The organism is Niallia sp. WK069_GA_01 (assembly GCF_983173855.1).
In genome coordinates this window covers 1,051,646-1,071,753 of the sequence record NZ_OZ470138.1, presented here as the reverse complement: position 1 = coordinate 1,071,753, position 20,108 = coordinate 1,051,646, and the positions used below count along the sequence as shown (strand labels likewise).

Genomic DNA, 20,108 nt, shown 5'->3' with positions numbered 1-20,108 from the left:
GACACTAATCTAGTTTGAAAAACTTTATACTTTCTTACCTTTAAACGGAAAACTGCCTATCTTCAGTCTTCATAGTGCGAATTTTCATTTGCATGATTGTCTAATAATTACAATGAAAGGAAATGGTTATGGACATGTCGGTTAAAAAAGCGGAAAATCAAAATAAAAAATACAATATTTCGGTAGAAGCAACGCTTGAGGTGATCGGCGGGAAATGGAAATGTGTCATCCTTTGTCATTTGACTCATGGAAAAAAACGGACGAGTGAGTTAAAACGACTGATGCCAAACATTACACAAAAAATGCTGACACAGCAGCTTCGTGAACTAGAAGAAGACGGCGTTATCAACCGCATTATCTACCAGCAAATCCCTCCAAAAGTCGAATATGAATTAAGCGAATACGGAAAAAGCTTAGAAAGTATTCTAGACGCATTATGCAATTGGGGAAAAACACATATTACAAGGGTATATGGCGATGAAAAATTAATGCTAGAGGATAGCATTTTGAATCAATAAAAGGAAAGAACCACCAGGAGAGATTCCTTCTTGGTGGTTCTTTCCTATAGAAAAATGAAACAATAAAGAATAAAGTTTAAGAAATTTGGTCAATAAAACTTCAGTTGAAATTACTCAAAGTTACAATAACATTTCCACCATTAAATTACTATTTGATCATTATTTTCACTTCACAATATACCGCAGTGCTGTTTGCAGCTGTATATCATTTTCTTCTTTTTTCATCTCTGACCGAACTTCTTCCTGCATTTTCGCAGCAGTTTGTGTATCAATCATGCCTGTTGCCTGCAGGCCATTTTGATGCTGAAAAGCTCTTACTGCTGTTTCCGTTTGGGTGCTGTAATAGCCGTCTTCTCTGTCTGTTCTGTAGCCTAAGCTCGTTAATATCTCCTGTGCGTATTTTACTTGTTCATCATTATTTTCTACTTTTAATGTTTCTTTTATTTGTAATGGATGTGTTTGATAGAGCTCCGTCTGCTCTACTTCTAAATTTGGCTCTATTCCTTTTTTATGAATCCAATTTCCATCTGGTGTCAGCCATTTAAATAAGGTTAATTTTATTTTGCTGCCATCATCCATTGGAACAGCTTGTTGAACGGTCCCTTTGCCAAATGTTTTTTCACCGATTAATGTATAATTTGCTGCTTCTTTTAAAGCACCTGCTAAAATTTCAGAAGCCGATGCACTTCCTTTATCTACAAGCACGACAACTGGATAGTCTTTTTTAGTTTTTAAATGCGAGTAATATGTTTCTTTTTGTCCATCCCGATGTTCAATTTGCACATACGGCTTTTGTTCCGTAACAAACTCTTCTAAAATACTATTTACACTAGAAAGAAGTCCACCAGGATTGCCTCGGACATCTAGAACTAAACCAGAAATCCCCTTTTTTTCTAATGCCTTCATTGCATTATCGAACTCAGAAGCGGTTTCTTCAGAAAAAGAGGTGATCTGCAAATAGCCAATATTTTCTCCTCCCTCTCTTTTTATCGAAGAATACACGGTTATTTGTGGCACTTCATCCCGCACAACCGACATAGTAAGAGGATTATCTAAACCAGATCGAACAATTTCCAACTCCACTTTAGAGCCTTTTTTTCCTCTGATTTTTTTAATTACCTCATACAAATCCTCTCCCTTTACGTTTTGCCCGTCTACTTTTACAATTTCATCATTTGGTTTTACCCCTGCTTTTTCTGCCGGAGAGCCTTTTATTGGTGCAACAATCACAATTTTTCCATCTTCTGTGCTCACCTCTGCACCAATCCCTTCAAAGGAAGGATCTAATGCTTGGTCAAACTGCTTTGCTGTGTCTTTATCCATGTAAACAGAATAAGGATCATCTAATGTAGAAAGCATGCCTTTAATAGCCCCTTCTTCCAGCTTCTTTTTGTCCACCTTTTCTACATAATTGTTAAAAATCAAGTCATAAGCGGTTTCCACCTTTGTTAATGAATCTGTATGTCCCCCATCCTTTGTATAACTATTCGCTTCTAGCTTTTCTTTATAAAAACTACTCATTCCAATATAGGTTCCACCCGCTCCTGTAAGCAGCGATCCCGTCATACAAACTACAAGCCATTTTCGATTCATCATGATCGTCCTTTCTCAATCAAACTCCTAGCACACATTGCTTCATTTATATGATGATGCCGGACAAGTTATGATGAAATGATTTTTTTAAAGAAGTAGGAGAGGGAGTGGACGTTCTGGTTCTTTCATGAATCACTTGTCCTGAACCCTCCTTCTCCGTTTAACACATATTTTTTTCCTTCAAAAATAAGAAAAGCGCAAGCGAGGTGAGAGAAAAATATTTTTTATGCTCCTAAAATGGCATAACCTAAACCAGCGTTGTTGTTCCATTCGTATTCGCTAGATTGTGATCTTAAACTTATCGTCTAAGATATTGCGAACGATTTCCTTGTTGGGGAAGCCCTCGCACCCCCTTACTATTCTCTATCTTAAAACAAGGGAGAATAAAAAAAGCTATAATCCCTGATATAAAAAGGTTTATAGCTTTTTGAAATTTCTATATGTTTATATTTTAATCTTGAGATAAATAAATCCAATTTCTTTCATCAAATTCTTTAATAATATAATTTGAACCTATATTATGTAAAATTTTATTAATAGATTTTATACTAACTTCATTATCATACAAATCTTCTTGAATATATTCCTTAAAAACAAAATTTGTTAAATTTGTATTATTAACAAAATCCGAAAAATATGATCTTAAAAGAATTGAATCTTCTTCATTTAATTTTTCATCATTAATTAATGAAATCCTAAAAACATTTAAAATATTGTTTATATCTTCTTCGTCCATATAACATAATGGTTCTAGTTTTTTATCTTCTTCTGTAAATGGATTTCTAGTATCTTCAATTACTACATAAGATAAAATTATTCCATTTTTTAAGACATGAAAAATTTCTAAATCCCGCAATTTTATAATTCTATGGAGTGATATCATAATTTCCTCCTATGCAAATATTAAACTTTCTTACCTTTTAAAAAAGAGGACTTCCATCTTTTTCAATGGAAGCGCCTCTCTCATTTGTTCTTATATTTCCTTCACTCTCAGCACACGCATCGCATTCAGAACAGCCAGCAATGTTACTCCTACATCGGAAAATACCGCTTCCCACATTGTTGCAATACCAAATGCTCCTAATAAAAGAAATACTCCTTTTACTCCTAGTGCAAATACAATGTTTTGCCAAACAATACTTCGTGTACGTTTTGCAAGTTTCACAGCTGTTGCTATTTTAGATGGTTCATCGGTCATAATGACAATATCTGCTGCTTCTATCGCTGCATCTGAACCAAGACCTCCCATCGCCATGCCTACATCTGCTCTTGCTAATACAGGCGTATCATTTATGCCATCTCCAACAAATAAAATCTTCTCTTTTCGGTTTTTCATGCAATCCAATTTCTCTATCTGCTCTACTTTATCTTGTGGCAGCAACTCTGCATGAACTTCATCAAGCCCTAACACTTCGCCTACTTTTTCTGCAACCGCTTTGCTATCCCCTGTTAGCATAACGGTCTTTTTCATGCCCAGCTCTTTTAAAAGCTTGATTGCTTCAGCAGAATCTTGTTTTATTTGATCTGAAATAACAATCGATCCAATAAATGTTCGATCAACAGCAACATAGATAATTGTTCCAACCTCATTATTAACGCTAAAATTAATCTTTTCTTTTTCCATTAATTTATAATTTCCTGCTAAAATTTGTTTTCCATTTACTGTTACTTGAATGCCGTGTCCTGCAATCTCCTTATAATCTTCGACTAGTTCTGTATCGATTTCTTGCTTGTATGCTTTACGAATGGATACAGCAATCGGGTGGTTCGAATGGATTTCTGCATATGCAGCATTTTTTAATACTTCTTCTTTTAAAAATCCACTAACAGGCTGAATAGATGCTACTTCAAAAACTCCTTTTGTTAAGGTTCCTGTTTTATCAAATACAACATACTTTACATCATTTAATGCCTCTAAATAGTTGCTCCCTTTTACAAGAATTCCTTTCTTAGATGCGGCACCAATACCACCGAAAAACCCAAGTGGGATGGATACAACTAATGCACATGGACAAGAAATAACTAAAAAGATCAACGCACGGTAAACCCAATCCGAAAATGTAGCATTGCTTATAAATAATGGGGGAATAACCGCTAGCACAGCTGCTATAATAACAACAACCGGTGTATAGTATCGCGCAAATTTAGTGATGAAGTTTTCTGTAGGTGCTTTACGGCTGCTTGCATTTTGAACTAACTCCAATATTTTTGAAACAGTCGACTCGCCAAATTCCTTCATTACTTCCACTGTTAAAACACCATTCTTATTAATAAATCCGCTTAATACCTCACTATTTGCTTCTATCTCTCTCGGCAGAGACTCTCCCGTCAGTGCCGAAGTGTCTACCATAGAATTTCCATCTATTACTTTTCCATCTAAGGGCACCTTTTCACCAGGCTTAACAATGATTATATCGCCAATTTTCACTTCTTCTGGTGCTATTTGTTTCAGCTCGTTCCCTATTTTGATATTTGCATAATCAGGACGTATATTCATTAAACTGCTGATTGATTTGCGTGAACGATTAACGGCAATTCCCTGAAACAGTTCTCCAACTTGATAAAACAACATAACCGCGACGCCTTCTGGATATTGTTTCACTGCAAATGCACCAATTGTAGCAATCGCCATTAAAAAGTGTTCATCAAACAATTGACCGCGCAGAATATTCTTTACCGCTCGTAAAACAATATCTCCACCAATAATGACATAAGCAAGTAGAAAAACAAAAAACTCGGTAACAACAGATAGTGGCGCAAACAATCCAATTGCACCTACAATTGAACCAATCCCTAAACGAAAAATCATTTTTTTCGTATTGCCACTGCCATGATCATGGCTATGTCCATGGTCATGATGGTGATTCTGTTCTTTTGGATTAGCAAGCTGCACTTTTACCTGTGGCTCTATTCTCTTTATAGAAGTTATTGCTTGTTCTACTAAGTGATTAAGCTTGCTGCTTGGTGCTTTTATTATCAGTTTTTTTGATACGAAATCAACGGAAGCTTCGGAAACACCATTCAAATCCGATACTTCTTTTTCTATTTTACCCGCACAATGGGCACAATCTAAGCCTTCTAACAACAAGGTAGTACTAGCAATCTGTTGCTTTGTTGTTTCTTTTATTTTTATATGAGGTTCTAATTTAAGAATCGTTTTTTGGGTATTTGATACAATTTCCTCTACTTCTTTCTTATTTACGTGCATCGATAAAGTTTGAGTAGCAAAATTCACCGAACAATTGTCTACACCAGAAATAGAAGCAATTCCTTTTTCAATTTTCATTGCACAATGAGCACAATCAAGACCTTCTAATACATATTCTTTTTTTGTCAGCTGTTTCCCCTCATTCATAATAATCTCCTCTTCCCCATAAAATCTTCCATTACGTTATTCGATTAGGATTCTTTTATTTCCACCAAATTATTTATTTAAATAATATTATTTGGAATACACTATAAAAACTAATATATGCACAATTATTCATATATACATATTTATTATATGAAGGAATGTTCCATACTGTCAACGGATATTGGTTTTTTTTATAATTGGAAGAATTCTTCTTCATCATTCTGTCAAAAATAAGGGAAGAAAATTTCGTTCTCCCTTATTTTAATGGTGCCTTGCATGATCAATCATTTGCTTCAATACTCCCATCACATGTTCATCATCACAAGAATAAATCATCGTTGTTCCTTCTCGGCGATATTTAACAAGACGCAGGTTCTTTAAAAACCTTAATTGATGAGAAACAGTGGATTGCAGCATTTGCAAACCTTCTGCAATTCCATTAACAGAATGAGGTTTTTCTGATAGTAAATGAAGAATTCTAATTCTAGTCGGATCAGATAGTGCTTTAAATGTTTGAGAAACAATAAATAAAGTCTCTTCATCCAACTGGCTGTTTGAATGATCTATTGGATGATCATTATTTTCAAAACTTGTCATCTTACCACTTTCCCCTCTGCTTCAAACATTTTCTTAATGGCTTTGTTCAATAATAATGTTAATCGTTATCAACATACTGAATTCCTTGAAGTCTATTTCTCTCAATTTTTCCACAAAAGTCTCCGCTATTTTGTCATTATTTCTTATAAAAATCAACAATCAACTAGAATATAGCCTATTATAACATAGAGAAGTCTCTCCTTAAGCAATAAAGAACTAACCCCATCCTATCAGCAGTTTTGATGTTTGATAAATAATAAAATAGGATAATAATAACTACAGCAGTCGGCATAAAATCATTATTTCAGGAGCTGTTTTTCCTGCTTCTTCTTTTTTGGGAGGTTTATCTTCGTATTTTTTCTTTTCTCCTCTTTTTCAGAGGATTTATCTTCTTTTTTGTTCAACTTATCGATTTTTCGACAAAAAACGATAAATCGGACAAAAAAACAGCCTAGTGGAATACCACAAGACTGTTTAAACAACTAGTTAACTATTACATTGGAACAATACCAATTGGATTGATTGCATTTGATTTCGCTGCATTCCATTCGCCTCTATGCAATTCAAAATGCAAATGCTGACCTTGGGAATCCCCAGTATTCCCCATTGTACCAATATGCTGGCCTTTTTGAACCACTTGGCCTGCTCCAACCGTTCTGCTGCCAGATCGCATATGTGCATACACGGTTGTATAAATTTGGCCATCAATTGAATGAGAGATAAAAACGACTTCTCCATAACTAGGAGATGTATAAGAACGAATAACCACTCCATCCGCTGCTGCAACAACTGGTACTGCTCCACTTGCCGCAATATCTATTCCAGCATGGAATGAACCCCAACGCTGGCCTAATCCAGATGTGACCCTGCCATTTGCTGGTTTCGTAAAGTTGCCAGATGAAACTTGTGGTGCTGGTGCTGGCTCTGTCGAAGAACTATCAGAGCTTGCTTCTGTATTAGAAGCAGCAGCAGATGAACTAGAAGCCGCTGTATTATTCGCTTTTGCTGCTTGTGCGGCCTTCGCTGCTGCAGCTGCTGCTTTTCTTTGTCTTTCTAATTCTGCTTTTCTCGCAATCTCTGCTTGTCTCGCTGCCTCAGCTAAACGTTCTTTCTCAAGGCTAATTGCTTTTTGCATCGCTACCTTTTGATCAGCTAAAATAGATTCTTCTTCTTCTAGTGATAACATTTCTGTATGAATAGCATCTTCTTTATTCTTAAGGGATGCCATTAAATTATCTTTTTCTTTTTTTTGTTTATTTAAGCTGGACTTCATGCCCTCTAAATCACCTAACATCTTTTCAAGAGCACTTAATTTCGTTTTTAAATCTGTTTTTGAATCTTCTAATAGCTTTTTATCTGCTTCTTGTTCTTTTAGTATATCTTGGTCTGCAGCTAATATGGTTGCTACTGCGCCCATTCGGTCAATAAAATCACTGAAACTTTGTGCCCCCATCAACACATCGATATAGCTGACAGCACCACCAGTTTCTTGATAAGATCTAGCTCTCTCTTTTAAAAGTTCATTTCTTTTTTCAATTCTTTTTTCCACTTCTTTAATCTGTGCTTCTAACTTTTTAACATCTGCTTTTGTGGTCGCTATTTGTTCCTTTTTTTCAATAATTTTCACTTGTGTGCTGGAGATAGCCGTATTTAATCGTTCGATTTCCGCCTTTACATCGGTTTGTTTCCCCTGAACATCTGCTATTTCATCATTTTTATCGGTTAATTTTGATTCAACCTTATTTTTTTTATTTTCGATTTCTTCTTTCTGCTTGTTTAGATCGTTTAAGGAACTAGCTGCATATGTAGTGGATTTTGGTGTTTGCATGACTACACCGCTAATCCCAAGTGTAGCAACAACCGCTAATTTTACTATTGATTTTTTCAAGCCTATAGCTCCTTTCTCTTTATCAAATCACTCTATTTATGTAAGTACTTATTTTGCACACATTAAATATCCCCACATGATTAAACTAGAATCTGAAACCACCATGTGGGGCATCCCCATTGATCTATCGTCTTCCCTTATTACTCACTATAAGATTTGTGTCACTTTAAACTTTTAAAAACTTACGAATACTCATAACGCTTCCCCAAATTCCAATAATTCCTCCCATTAGAAGAAGCAATGTGGAAACTTGATATACAAACGGTGTATAATCAAGAATTTGGATAAAATTCGCAGCTAGTTTAGGTTTTACATACTGGTAGGCGTAATAATAAACGGTTGAAACTGCCGCAATCGGCACAACCGATCCTAGTACTCCTAACCACATACCTTCAAGAAAGAATGGCCAGCGGATAAACCAGTTCGTAGCACCTACTAATTTCATAATCTCAATCTCTCTTCTTCTTGCCACAATCGTAATTTTAATCGTATTAGAAATTAAAAACATTGCTGTGAAGAGCAAACCAATGATTAATACAATACCAACATTTCTACTGACTTTTATCACTTTAAATAGTTTTTCAACAGAACCTTGTCCGTATTTTACTTTCGCTGCATGGTCAAATTCTTTAATTTCATCAGCAACCTTTATTGTGTCTGTCGGATCTGTTGTTTTAACAATAAATACATCGTTTAACGGATTATCTTGTTGAAACAGTTTGAAGGCATCTCCATCATCACCGAGACTGGAGATCAAATTTTCTAATTCCTCTGATTTAGGAGAAAACTTGACACTTTTAACCTCTGCTATATCTTTAATCTTTTCTTGTAAAACATCTTTTTCCTTTTGATTTGCAGCAATATCAATGTGTACACGAATCTCTACATTTTCCTCAATTGTTGTTGCAACTTTATTTAAATTCATCATTATAACGAAAAAGACACCAACAAGTATTAACGTAATGGTTACTGAGCTTATAGATGCAAATGTCATCCATCCATTTCTAAATAAGCTTTTAAAACTCTCTCTTGCGTGTCTACGAACTGTTCTAGCCTTCATATCCGTAATCACCTCGCTGCTCATCCCGAACTATTCTTCCACTTTCAATTGCAATAACACGATGCTTAATCGTATTTACAATTTCCTTATTATGCGTCGCCATAATAATCGTTGTTCCTCTAGTATTGATTTCTTCTAGTAGATTCATAATTTCCCAAGAAGTCTCCGGATCCAAATTTCCGGTTGGTTCATCAGCAATCACTAGTTTAGGAGAGTTTACTATCGAACGTGCAATCGACACACGCTGCTGTTCTCCACCGGACAGTTCTGTTGGTAGCATTCTTGCTTTATGTTTGAGACCAACAAGACTTAGTGTTTCCATGACACGTTTTTTAATATATTTTGGATTTTCTTCAATTACTTCCAGTGCAAAGGCAACATTTTCATATACAGTCAAGGTAGGGAGCAACTTAAAATCTTGGAAAACTACTCCCATGCTCCGCCGTAATAACGGTACCTTTTTCAATTTTAATTTCGCTAAATTAATTCCATTTATTGTGATTGTACCTTGTGTTGGCTTTTCTTCTCGGTACATCATTTTTATAAAAGTAGATTTTCCTGCACCACTTGGTCCTACTACGTAAACAAATTCACCTTGATTTATTTTAACATCCAATCCATTGACGGCTATTACACCATTGGAATATTTTTTGACAACATTCTTCATTTCTATCATTTAATATCACACCTGATTTTTATTTGTTAGAAACTTTCGCAAAAAAAAACACAATTCGACAAATATTTAGCATTTAAATGAATCAAGCTAAAAAAAATTAGCTTGTTATTTTTATTACCTAAGTTATTATATCATCATAACACGGTAAATTAACTCAAAAAATTATTACATTTTCTTTTCAAACATCTCAAAAAGTACTATTCTTATTATCTAACGGGTATATCTCCTGCTCTAATAGTACTACATGTCGACCATTTCCCCCATTTTTTTTGCGAATATTTATTATTATAGATATTTTAACCTATTTACCAGCACTAAAAAAGGAAAAATTTACTTATTTTTATAAATGAAGCATTCATGAAATGTTTTTATAATAACTCCAAATTCACTGTTATAAATTTCTTTTCACGTTTTGAGACAATTTGGTTTAAGTTATAGAGATTTTTTCCCTTCACCTTATTTTTCTGTAATAAACTAAAAAAAAGAATGCTTTTTCTTATCGATTTTCTAATCCCATCGATAAAAAATAAGGCATTCTTTTTTTATTTTTTTTCAGATAGCCATTCAGCTACTGCTTTTGCATCTTCCCCTTTTAAAACTCCTTTAGGCATTGTTCCTTTTCCTTCAAGAATAATCTTCTCGATGTCTTCTTTAGAAAGCTCCGAACCAACAGCATCTAATTTCGGACCGCCGCCGCCTTCTAAATTACTGCCATGACAAATGGAACATTTCTGATTATAAAGTTTTTCCGGATCGCCTGCTTTTGCAGAGCTAGAAGACGAATCATCCTTATTACCGCATCCAGTTAACACAATCAACATAAAAAACAGCAGAACAAGCAGCTTCTTCATCCCAAGACACACTCCCTTATGAGTATTCATTTCTTTATTATACCAATTCTGTTTTTATTTTAAGCTCTTTTCTGAAATTTTATCGTTTCAACCAAAAGTGGAGAGGGCTAGTTTGTATTTTTTAGAGCATCCCTTTTCAAGTAGACACCAATGCATGAAGAAAGTAATTTAGCCGGACTACACAAAGACTCCCGCAGGAATGCGAAGTGTATTCCAGCTGAGGACTAATTGAGCGTGCATTCCTCTTTTCCGGATAGCCAAAAGAAAAGCGGAAAAGCGTTGATAATCCATGCGAATAAATATTCCAACAGACTCCCTTCCCAGCATCTCTCTATTTAAAACCCTTTCCCAACACCTCTGAAGCATCCATTACAATAACAAACGCTGTAGAATCAATCGATTGCACAACCGTCTTTAATCTCGTAAACTGTGATTGATCAACCACACATAAAAGAATCGGGCGTTCATTGTCCGTATAGCCCCCATGTGCAGTCAGCCGCGTAACTCCTCTATCAATTTTCGTTAAAATTTGATCTCTGACAGCGTCCTGCTTCTCCGTGATAATCAGAGCCATTTTCGAGCTTCCAATTCCAACTTGAACAAGGTCTATTGTTTTACTTGTAACAAACAGGGCAATCAAAGCATATAGTCCTTGTTCTATATTGAAAACAATCGCTGCCGTAATAACGATTAACCCATCAATCATGGCAACACATTTTCCCAAAGACATGCCAGTATATTTATTAATTAGCTGGGCTGCAAGATCCGTTCCACCTGTAGAAGCTTTCCCTTTAAAAACAATACCAATTCCAAGACCTATCCCTATTCCACCATATAATGCTGCTAATAATGGCTCATTTGTCCAAGGCTCTACATCCTTCGATAAATACACGACAAACGGAAGAAAAATCGTACCAACTAATGTTTTTGCTCCAAACTTTTTTCCTAATAAAATAACTCCAGCAATAAATAATGGAATATTAAATGCCCATTGAACAAAGGCAGGCTCCCAATGAAATAACGTATTTGTGATGGTACTAATCCCACTTACTCCACCAGATGCGATATGATTTGGCAGTAAAAATAAATTAAACGTTAACGCCACAATCGCTGCCCCGATTATTACGTATATATACTCACGCACGAAACTACACCTCTTTAAAAATTTGTCCGTTTTTATGATTACTATTTGTATCACGATAGTACAACCGTTATAAAGGAATTTTTCCAAAATAGTGATTATATAAAACGACAGATTTCTTCTTTTTATTATTTCCCAGCAGAGAGTATATCATCCATTAAGAATAGTGTAAACCATGCTAGATTAGCGTGTTAAAGAGTTGAATAGCAATATCGACGAGAACTCATTGCTTCTACGCTCTCATAAAAGATGCTTACCGACAAAATCAGAAGAACCTATATTGGATTTTTATCCTGCCTCTTTTCGGACAAAACTACTAATAAAAAAATGCAGCCCTAGAGACAGGTGCTCAAGGACTGCATTTTCGATTTTGCTTCTAATTGTTATTTTTGTATGGAAGCTTATTCACTAACACTAAGTTTTGAACGAAGGTATGCATTAATGAATATATCTAAATCTCCATCCATTACTGATTGAGTGTTCCCCACTTCTGTATTTGTACGATGATCTTTTACCATGGAATAAGGATGGAACACATAAGAGCGGATTTGGCTTCCCCAGCCTATTTCTTTCTGCTCTCCGCGAATCTCTGCTAATTTTTCTTCTTGTTCTTCAATTTTCTTTTGGTAAAGTTTTGATTTCAACATTTTCATTGCTGTTTCTCTGTTTTTAATTTGAGAACGCTCTGTTTGACAGGAAACAACGACACCTGTTGGCATATGGGTAATCCGTACAGCAGAATCAGTTGTATTGATATGCTGTCCACCTGCACCACTCGCACGGTACGTATCAACTTTTAAATCTTCTGTGCGTATTTCAATTTCAATTTCATCATTAAATTCTGGCATAATATCACAAGAAACAAAGCTTGTATGTCTTCGGCCAGACGAATCAAATGGAGAAATACGTACAAGACGATGCACTCCTTTTTCCGCTTTCAAATAGCCAAAAGCATTATGACCTTTAATTGCAAGCGTTACACTTTTAATACCCGCTTCATCACCAGGTAAATAATCTAATGTTTCTACTTTGAAGCCTTTCTTCTCCGCCCATCTTGTATACATACGGAGCAGCATGCTTCCCCAGTCTTGTGATTCCGTTCCACCAGCACCTGGATGCAACTCTAAAATAGCATTGTTTTTATCATATTGTTCACTTAGCAGTAAATTCAGTTCAAAATCACTTAAACGTTTCATTAACTGGGTAAGTTCATCCTCTAAATCCGCTCTTAACTCCGCATCATCTTCTTCTTTCACTAACTCATATGTTAACTCTAGGTTTTCATATGTTTCAAAAAGATTATAGAATTCATGCGCTTGGTCCTTCAGTGCATTGCTTTCTGAAATTACCGTTTGTGCCGCCTGCTGATCATTCCAAAAATCCGGCTGCAACATTTCATCTTCCAACTCCGCAATACGAGCCTCTTTATTATCTAAGTCAAAGAGACCCCCTAAAGTTTTCTAGTGTTACCTCTATCTTTTCTAACTCATTACGAATATCTGCTAATTCCATTTATTTGTCACCCTTTATTTAATTTATGGCTATTAATTACTCCTTTATGTATTATATGGCTTTCCTTGTGATAAGCGCAAGCACCATACTTATAGAAGAAAAGAGTTGAACTGCAAGATTAGAGAAGGCTTCCATCAGGAGATTTTCTTTTCTCTGTTGTTTCAGTAGTGAAACGTTTCACTTATATTACAAAATCGCTCCACTTTTATTGCACAATCACTGGTTTTTCCCGCGTTTCTCCCGTTTTTTCCGCGTTCCTCAAGTTTTTTCCGCGTTTCTCATGTTTATTCCGCGTTCCTCCCGTTTTTTCCGCGTTCCTCGAGTTTATTCCGCGTTCCCCACGTTTTTTCCGCGTTCCTCGAGTTTATTCCGCGTTCCCCACGTTTTTTCCGCGTTCCTCAAGTTTATTCCGCGTTTCTCCCTTTTTTCCCGGGTTCCTCGAGTTTATTCCGCGTTTCTCCCTTTTTTCCCGCGTTCCTCGAGTTTTTTCCGCGTTTCTCCCAGTTATTCCGCGTTCCCCACGTTTTTTCCTTAATACTCTAATTTAGTCTTCCTTCGCCTAGTTCCCCACATTCATCTTAACAGTCAAAAAACCTGCCTCTTTTCAAATAAAAGACAGGTTTTATTTAAAGATTTTTATACATTTTTTCCACAGCAGTTTTTATACTTTTGGCCACTGCCGCAGAAACAAGGAGCGTTTCGGCCTACGTCCATTTTTTTAGTTACTGGTCTTTTCTTTGGTTTCTTTTCGCCTTCTTCTTTAGGATTAACCGCTTGTCCTTTGATTACTTCTTCCCTTTGTAAGTTGTTGCGAATTTCAGCTTTCATAATATATTTCGCCACATCTTCTTCGATAGAAATAACCATTTGCTCAAACATCGCAAATCCTTCCCCTTGATACTCACGAAGCGGATCGATTTGACCATATGCACGTAAATGAATTCCTTGGCGAAGTTGATCCATTGCATCAATATGATCAATCCATTTACTGTCCACTGCACGTAGCACAATAACTTTTTCAAATTCGCGCATTTGCTCAGACGATAATTGTTCTTCTTTTTCATCATAGCTTTTAATTACTTTTGCAAAAATGATGTCGACAATTTCTTCACCGTCTTTGCCACGAAGTTCACTTAATTCCAATTCCCCTTCATGAAGAAGATTGCCATATGCATAATCAATAACTGCCTGTATATTCCATGTTTCCTGATCTTCATGATCGGGAGTATGTGCTAACACATTGCGTTCTAATGAAGATTTAATCATGCCTTCCACAATGGAACGTAAATTGTCAGAAGTTAATACCTCATTACGCTGTTTATAGATAATTTCCCGTTGTTGACGAAGTACATCATCATATTGTAAAAGCTGTTTCCGTGAATCAAAGTTATTTCCTTCCACGCGTTTTTGCGCAGATTCTACTGCACGGGAAACCATTTTGCTTTGAATAGGCTGCGTATCGTCCATGCCTAATTTTGTCATCATATTTTTCATGTTGTCAGAACCGAATCTGCGCATTAATTCATCTTCCATAGAAAGATAAAATTGTGTCACACCGGGATCCCCTTGACGTCCAGAACGTCCACGAAGCTGGTTATCAATACGTCTACTTTCATGACGCTCTGTACCAATAACAGATAAACCGCCAACCTCTTTAATGCCTACACCTAATTTGATATCAGTACCACGACCAGCCATATTTGTGGCAATTGTGACAGCACCCTTTTCACCAGCATTAGCGATAATTTCCGCTTCACGTTCATGGTTTTTCGCATTCAAAATATTATGGGGAATGCCTTTTTTTGAAAGATATTTTGAAATAATTTCGGATGTTTCAATCGCCACTGTACCAACAAGAACAGGCTGTCCTTTTTTATGACGTTCTGCTATGTCTTCCACTACTGCTTTAAATTTCCCATCCATGCTCGCATAAATCAAATCAGCACGGTCATCACGAACGATATCACGATTTGTTGGGATAACCACAACATTCATATTGTAAATATTACGGAATTCTTCTTCCTCTGTTTTAGCCGTACCTGTCATACCAGCAAGTTTTTCGTACATGCGGAAGTAGTTTTGGAATGTAATCGTTGCAAGCGTCATGCTTTCATTTTGAATTTCTAAGTTTTCTTTTGCTTCAATAGCTTGATGAAGCCCGTCACTATAGCGGCGACCTTTCATTAAACGACCTGTAAACTGGTCAACAATCACAATTTCGCCATCTTGCACTACATAATCTACATCATTATGCATGCTGGCATGGGCTTTTAATGCCTGGGAAATATGATGATTAATCGCAACATTTGTAACATCAAACAAGTTTTCAATTTGGAAAACACGTTCTGCCTTTGACATACCCTCTTCAGTCAGCTGAACACCTTTTGTTTTTTCATCATAAATATAGTCTTTTTCTGGTTTTAAACTGCTTACGAATGTATTGGCACGCACATATAATTGCGTTGATTTTTGTGCAGAACCAGAAATAATTAATGGTGTACGCGCTTCATCAATTAAAATTGAATCGACTTCATCAATAACAGCATAATACAACGGTCTTTGTACTTTTTGATCATTATAAAGAACCATGTTATCACGCAGATAATCGAAACCAAGTTCATTATTCGTACCATACGTAATATCAGCACTATAAGCAGCTTGTTTTTCTTCTTTTGATAAGGAGTTTAAGTTCAACCCAACTGTTAATCCAAGGAATTCGTAAAGCACACCCATTTCAGCTGCATCACGTGTAGCCAAATATTCATTGACTGTTACAACATGTACGCCTTTTCCAGAAAGTGCATTTAAATAAACTGGCATAGTTGCAGTTAATGTTTTCCCTTCCCCTGTTTTCATCTCGGAAATATTTCCTTCGTGAAGGGAAGCACCACCCATTAGCTGAACATGGTAAGGATATAGACCAAGAACACGTTTTGCGCCTTCACGTACAACAGCAAAAGCTTCTACAAGCAGCTCGTCTAATGTTTCTCCTTTTTGATAGCGCGCTTTAAACTCTTCTGTTTTCGCCTTTAATTGTTCATCAGATAAAGCTGCTGTCTCATCAGCAAGCAGTTCCACCTTGTCCGCAATTTTAACTAATTTCTTCAAATCGCGCTTATTTTGATCAAACACTTTATTTAAAATTCCAAGCATTAAAAAACGCTCCTTTATTTATATGGTTATAGTTAGGAAGAAACTCAACACTAACAGGTTATTTTTTACCGATTCTTTCGCCTTGTTAGCATAGTTATCCTTCATTAAAATCACATGAAAAAAATTTGTCTCTTCTGTTAATGAAACATAATAGGCACTTTTCATTTAGATTGTTATTAACTGAATAGAAAGCAGCCTAACAATATTATTTTTCTATATTAGTTTGGAAGATAATTCACCAATATATCATTCGTCATTTTCCAATTAAATAATTTCCTAATCTAATCTATCTTACCATTTCCATACTAGAGTGACAACTTATGTACTAGTTAGCGTGGCGACATTTTTTCTATTATACACTTATTTCCGCCATATTTATTAAATTTTCAGAACAAAAAAATCGCAGGACCATTAGCCCTGCGATTTGCAATTTGTTATTTTGCTTCAATTAAACCATATTTCCCGTCTTTTCGTTTATACACAATATTGGTGGAATTTGTTTCCGCATCTGTGTAAACAAAAAAGTTATGTCCAAGCATATCCATTTGCAAGATTGCCTCTTCACTGTCCATTGGCTTTAAATTAAAGCGTTTTTGGCGGACAATTTCGAACTCACCTTCATCTTCTTCTACGGCAGTTGCAGTGCTTGTTTCCAATGCTCCAAACAATTCTGTCACACTGCCTTTTTCACGGTATTTACGATTTACTTTTGTTTTATGTTTTCTAATTTGTCTATCTAATTTATCGACTATTAAATCAATCGCAGCATACATGTCCACATGATCTTCCTCTGCACGCAGCACCAATTGACTCATCGGGATTGTTACTTCGACTTTTGATGTTTTATCATTATACGTTTTTAAATTGACCATCACATTTGCATCTGGTGTTTCGGAAAAATAACGCTCTAGTTTAGAAATTTTCTTTTCTACATATTCTCTAATCGCTGGAGTTACCTCAATGTTTTCTCCTCTAATGTTGAAGTTCATATAGTTACTCCTCCTTTATATTTTCCAGTGCAAGTCTTATATTCCCAAATAAATATCGTAAATATTCTTCAAAGGAATTTTTTTGACTATACTATCTATTTCTAGTCTACCCCGTCCATTTCCTGCTAAAACTTTTAGAAATTTCGACAAATTTGTGAAAAATAAGTGATTTTTAAAATAATTACGCAAAGTTCGCAACAATAAATTCCTTTTTATACCTTGAGACGACCTAGTTTAGATTATTTTAAAAATAAAGCTACAGCTTTCCCCGAAGCATGAAATCAGCCAATGAGAACCAACTCAACCCAAGCCTACTTTTCGAATACACATCCATCCAAACAAAATTTGCAACATGAAGGCAAAAAATAAGCAATTTTATTAAGTTCGTTGATAGGTATTGAAACAAAGAGCAGCCAGCATACACGAAGACTCCCGCGGGAATGCGAGAAAGACGAGACCCCGCAGCGTAGCGAGGAGGCTCGGCACTCGCCCGCAGGAAAGCGAAGTGTATGCAGGCTGCGGACTAATTGAGAGAGCCAAATCCTTTTTTCAGGGTAGACAACCATGAAACTAATTTTGCTACATGGCGCATGAAAAGAAGCAGCTTTCCATTTCGTTTTATACTCTAAGTTTGAAACAGGAAGCAGCCGGAATACACGAAGACTCCTATGGGAATTGCGGGACAGGCGAGACCCCACAGGAGCATGCTCCGAGGAGGCTCGCCGCCCGCCCCATGGAAAGCGAAGTGTATGCAGGCTGCGGCCCCATTGAGAGAGCTACAACAACAGATGCCTTAAAAACACACAACCATAATGTATACGCCACCAATAAAAATAAAAAAACTAATCACTCGAAAAAAATTTAGGTTTCATTTAGAAAATAAACGGCTATAAATACATCAAGATACTCAACTTGTGAAAATGGGAAAAGAAAGACAGCTCGTTTGTTATTTGTAGAAACCTCTACATATCAAACCGAACCACTACAACCATATTGTAAGGTCGATTACCTACATTATGGCTGCTTTAAACCAGTTACATGAAAAACCTTTCGACAAATTATCTATTAAACATCTCAATTCAGCGAATAAAAGACGATTAACGTTTAATTCAGTGCAGGATTTTGTCGATGTTTAGCTAAATTACTCTAAATCTTTTCATTATTTAAACAAGTAAAGTCTGCTACAATAATTTCAATTGAACAAGATATCAACGAAGAAAGAGGAGAACACCATGAAAGAATTACTTCGATTAACAGATCACCAAGAAAATCTAGAGAAAACGCTAGAACATAAAGAAGAAGAGGAATACTACTATAAGCTTTGGGAAGACGATCGGTTATAGTAACTATACATGCATTTAAAGAAAACGCATACAGGAGGGAAATTCATTTGAAGAAACAATGTGTTGCAATGCTTTTAGCTGGTGGAAGAGGGACAAGACTTAGAAAATTGACAGAACAGCTGGCTAAACCTGCTGTACCATTTGGCGGTAAATACCGCATCATTGATTTTACTTTAAGTAATTGCCGCAATTCAGGAATTGATACTGTTGGCGTTTTAACACAATACCAGCCACATATTTTACAAAATTATATTGGCGACGGAAAAGATTGGGATTTAGACAGTAGACAAGGCGGCTTAAGTATCCTACCTCCTTATCAATGCGGAAATGAAGAACGCTGGTATAATGGCACGGCACATGCCATTTACCAAAATACTGCTTTTATTGAACAGTATGATCCTGAATATGTACTTGTGATTTCTGGTGATCATATTTATAAAATGGATTATGATAAAATGCTTCAACAGCATATAAAAACAGGAGCCGAAGCCACCATCTCTGTAACAGAGGTACCTTGGGCTGAAGCAAGCAGATTTGGAATCATGAATACAGATGGTCAGCAAAATCGAATTATTGATTTTGAAGAAAAACCTGCCAAGCCTCTCTCCAATAAAGCTTCCATGGGTGTATATATCTTTAATTGGAAAACATTAAAAGCTTACTTAGATAAAGAAGAAAAAAATGAATTGTCCTCGAAGGATTTTGGCAAAGATATCATTCCTGCCATGCTAAACGACAATCTTAAACTATTCGCCTACAACTTTAAAGGCTATTGGAAAGATGTCGGTACAGTTGATAGTTTCTGGGAAGCAAATTTGGATTTATTAAATAAAGAAAGCAATATTTTCTTAAATGATAAAAAGTGGAACATCTTCACTGATGAACAATCCTACCCTCCTTCGTTTCTTGATGAAACCGCTAACGTTAATCATTCCTTAATAAGTGAAGGCTGCGAGGTCTATGGAACGGTAGAAAACTCTGTTTTATTCAACGGAGTAACGATTGGAAAAGGAGCGATTATAAAAGACTCTGTGCTTCTTCCTGGTGCAGTAGTTAAAGAAAATGCAGTGGTTGAAAAAGCAGTTGTTGCTTGTAATGTAACCGTTAACGAGCATACTATTATTGCACCTGAAAACATAGCTTCAGATGTTATTTTAGTGGATGAAGACATAGTAGCTAAACAAACTCGTAATGCCATGTCAAAAGTGATTTGAACTTCGCTTATATATAAATGAGGAGGGCATCCGTGTCCTTCCTCTTGTTTTTTATAAAAAATGAAAGCTGCTGCCTGCTTCTGTTAGCTTTCATGTAATATGGATGATGGATAGAATTCGGATTTTCCACATCATTTTGTTCTTTATATCATTCCTTTACACGAAAAAATGCACAAGAGATTCGTATTTGAAATCTCTCGTGCATTTTTTCTTTGCTT

Annotated in this window: 14 protein-coding genes; 2 read left to right on the top strand and 12 right to left on the bottom strand. The window is 36.0% G+C overall.

Annotation, left to right across the window (positions count from 1 at the left end):
• Positions 1 to 128 precede the first annotated feature (128 nt).
• Positions 129 to 518 carry a winged helix-turn-helix transcriptional regulator gene (locus tag AC5LWL_RS05120; protein ID WP_493433319.1) on the top strand — a complete coding sequence of 130 codons (390 nt, stop codon included), beginning with the start codon at positions 129 to 131 and terminating at the stop codon, positions 516 to 518.
• A 165-nt stretch (positions 519 to 683) separates the two neighbouring features.
• Here AC5LWL_RS05120 and AC5LWL_RS05115 read toward each other — a convergent pair whose 3' ends face one another.
• From AC5LWL_RS05115 to hpf, 12 genes are all read right to left on the bottom strand, one after another.
• Entirely contained in the window at positions 684 to 2,111 is a 1,428-nt protein-coding gene (locus AC5LWL_RS05115; protein WP_493436544.1) for a S41 family peptidase, read from the bottom strand.
• Positions 2,112 to 2,562: 451 nt separating this feature from the next.
• Positions 2,563 to 2,994 carry a terpene synthase gene (locus AC5LWL_RS05110; RefSeq protein ID WP_493433318.1) on the bottom strand — a complete coding sequence of 144 codons (432 nt, stop codon included), beginning with the start codon at positions 2,992 to 2,994 and terminating at the stop codon, positions 2,563 to 2,565.
• 90 nt (positions 2,995 to 3,084) lie between these two features.
• The gene (locus AC5LWL_RS05105) at positions 3,085 to 5,466 is read right to left on the bottom strand and encodes a heavy metal translocating P-type ATPase (RefSeq protein WP_493433317.1); all 2,382 of its coding nucleotides are present in this window, start codon (positions 5,464 to 5,466) and stop codon (positions 3,085 to 3,087) included.
• A 261-nt stretch (positions 5,467 to 5,727) separates the two neighbouring features.
• On the bottom strand, positions 5,728 to 6,063 hold the full coding sequence (locus AC5LWL_RS05100; RefSeq protein WP_493433316.1) for an ArsR/SmtB family transcription factor: 336 nt from the start codon (positions 6,061 to 6,063) through the stop codon (positions 5,728 to 5,730).
• Between the two features lie 493 nt (positions 6,064 to 6,556).
• Entirely contained in the window at positions 6,557 to 7,951 is a 1,395-nt protein-coding gene (locus AC5LWL_RS05095) for a murein hydrolase activator EnvC family protein (RefSeq protein WP_493433315.1), read from the bottom strand.
• A gap of 166 nt (positions 7,952 to 8,117) precedes the next feature.
• Positions 8,118 to 9,011, bottom strand: a complete 894-nt coding sequence (gene ftsX / locus AC5LWL_RS05090) for a permease-like cell division protein FtsX (RefSeq protein WP_493433314.1) — start codon at positions 9,009 to 9,011, stop codon at positions 8,118 to 8,120.
• Positions 9,001 to 9,687, bottom strand: a complete 687-nt coding sequence (ftsE, locus tag AC5LWL_RS05085) for a cell division ATP-binding protein FtsE (RefSeq protein WP_493433313.1) — start codon at positions 9,685 to 9,687, stop codon at positions 9,001 to 9,003. The genes ftsX and ftsE overlap by 11 nt, the downstream gene beginning before the upstream one ends.
• 542 nt (positions 9,688 to 10,229) lie before the next feature.
• Positions 10,230 to 10,538, bottom strand: a complete 309-nt coding sequence (gene cccB, locus AC5LWL_RS05080; protein WP_493433312.1) for a cytochrome c551 — start codon at positions 10,536 to 10,538, stop codon at positions 10,230 to 10,232.
• A gap of 331 nt (positions 10,539 to 10,869) precedes the next feature.
• On the bottom strand, positions 10,870 to 11,682 hold the full coding sequence (locus AC5LWL_RS05075) for a YitT family protein (protein WP_493433311.1): 813 nt from the start codon (positions 11,680 to 11,682) through the stop codon (positions 10,870 to 10,872).
• 398 nt (positions 11,683 to 12,080) lie between these two features.
• A protein-coding gene (gene prfB / locus AC5LWL_RS05070) for a peptide chain release factor 2 (protein WP_493433310.1) occupies positions 12,081 to 13,191 on the bottom strand; the annotation gives its coding sequence in 2 pieces (ribosomal slippage) (positions 12,081 to 13,118 and positions 13,120 to 13,191; 1,110 coding nt in all).
• A 636-nt stretch (positions 13,192 to 13,827) separates the two neighbouring features.
• Positions 13,828 to 16,344, bottom strand: coding sequence for a preprotein translocase subunit SecA (secA, locus tag AC5LWL_RS05065; protein ID WP_493433309.1), 2,517 nt, complete (start codon positions 16,342 to 16,344; stop codon positions 13,828 to 13,830).
• A 434-nt stretch (positions 16,345 to 16,778) separates the two neighbouring features.
• Entirely contained in the window at positions 16,779 to 17,333 is a 555-nt protein-coding gene (gene hpf, locus AC5LWL_RS05060) for a ribosome hibernation-promoting factor, HPF/YfiA family (RefSeq protein ID WP_493433308.1), read from the bottom strand.
• Between the two features lie 1,390 nt (positions 17,334 to 18,723).
• Here hpf and AC5LWL_RS05055 point away from each other — a divergent pair.
• The gene (locus AC5LWL_RS05055) at positions 18,724 to 19,890 is read left to right on the top strand and encodes a glucose-1-phosphate adenylyltransferase (RefSeq protein WP_493433307.1); all 1,167 of its coding nucleotides are present in this window, start codon (positions 18,724 to 18,726) and stop codon (positions 19,888 to 19,890) included.
• The last annotated feature ends 218 nt before the right edge of the window (positions 19,891 to 20,108 follow it).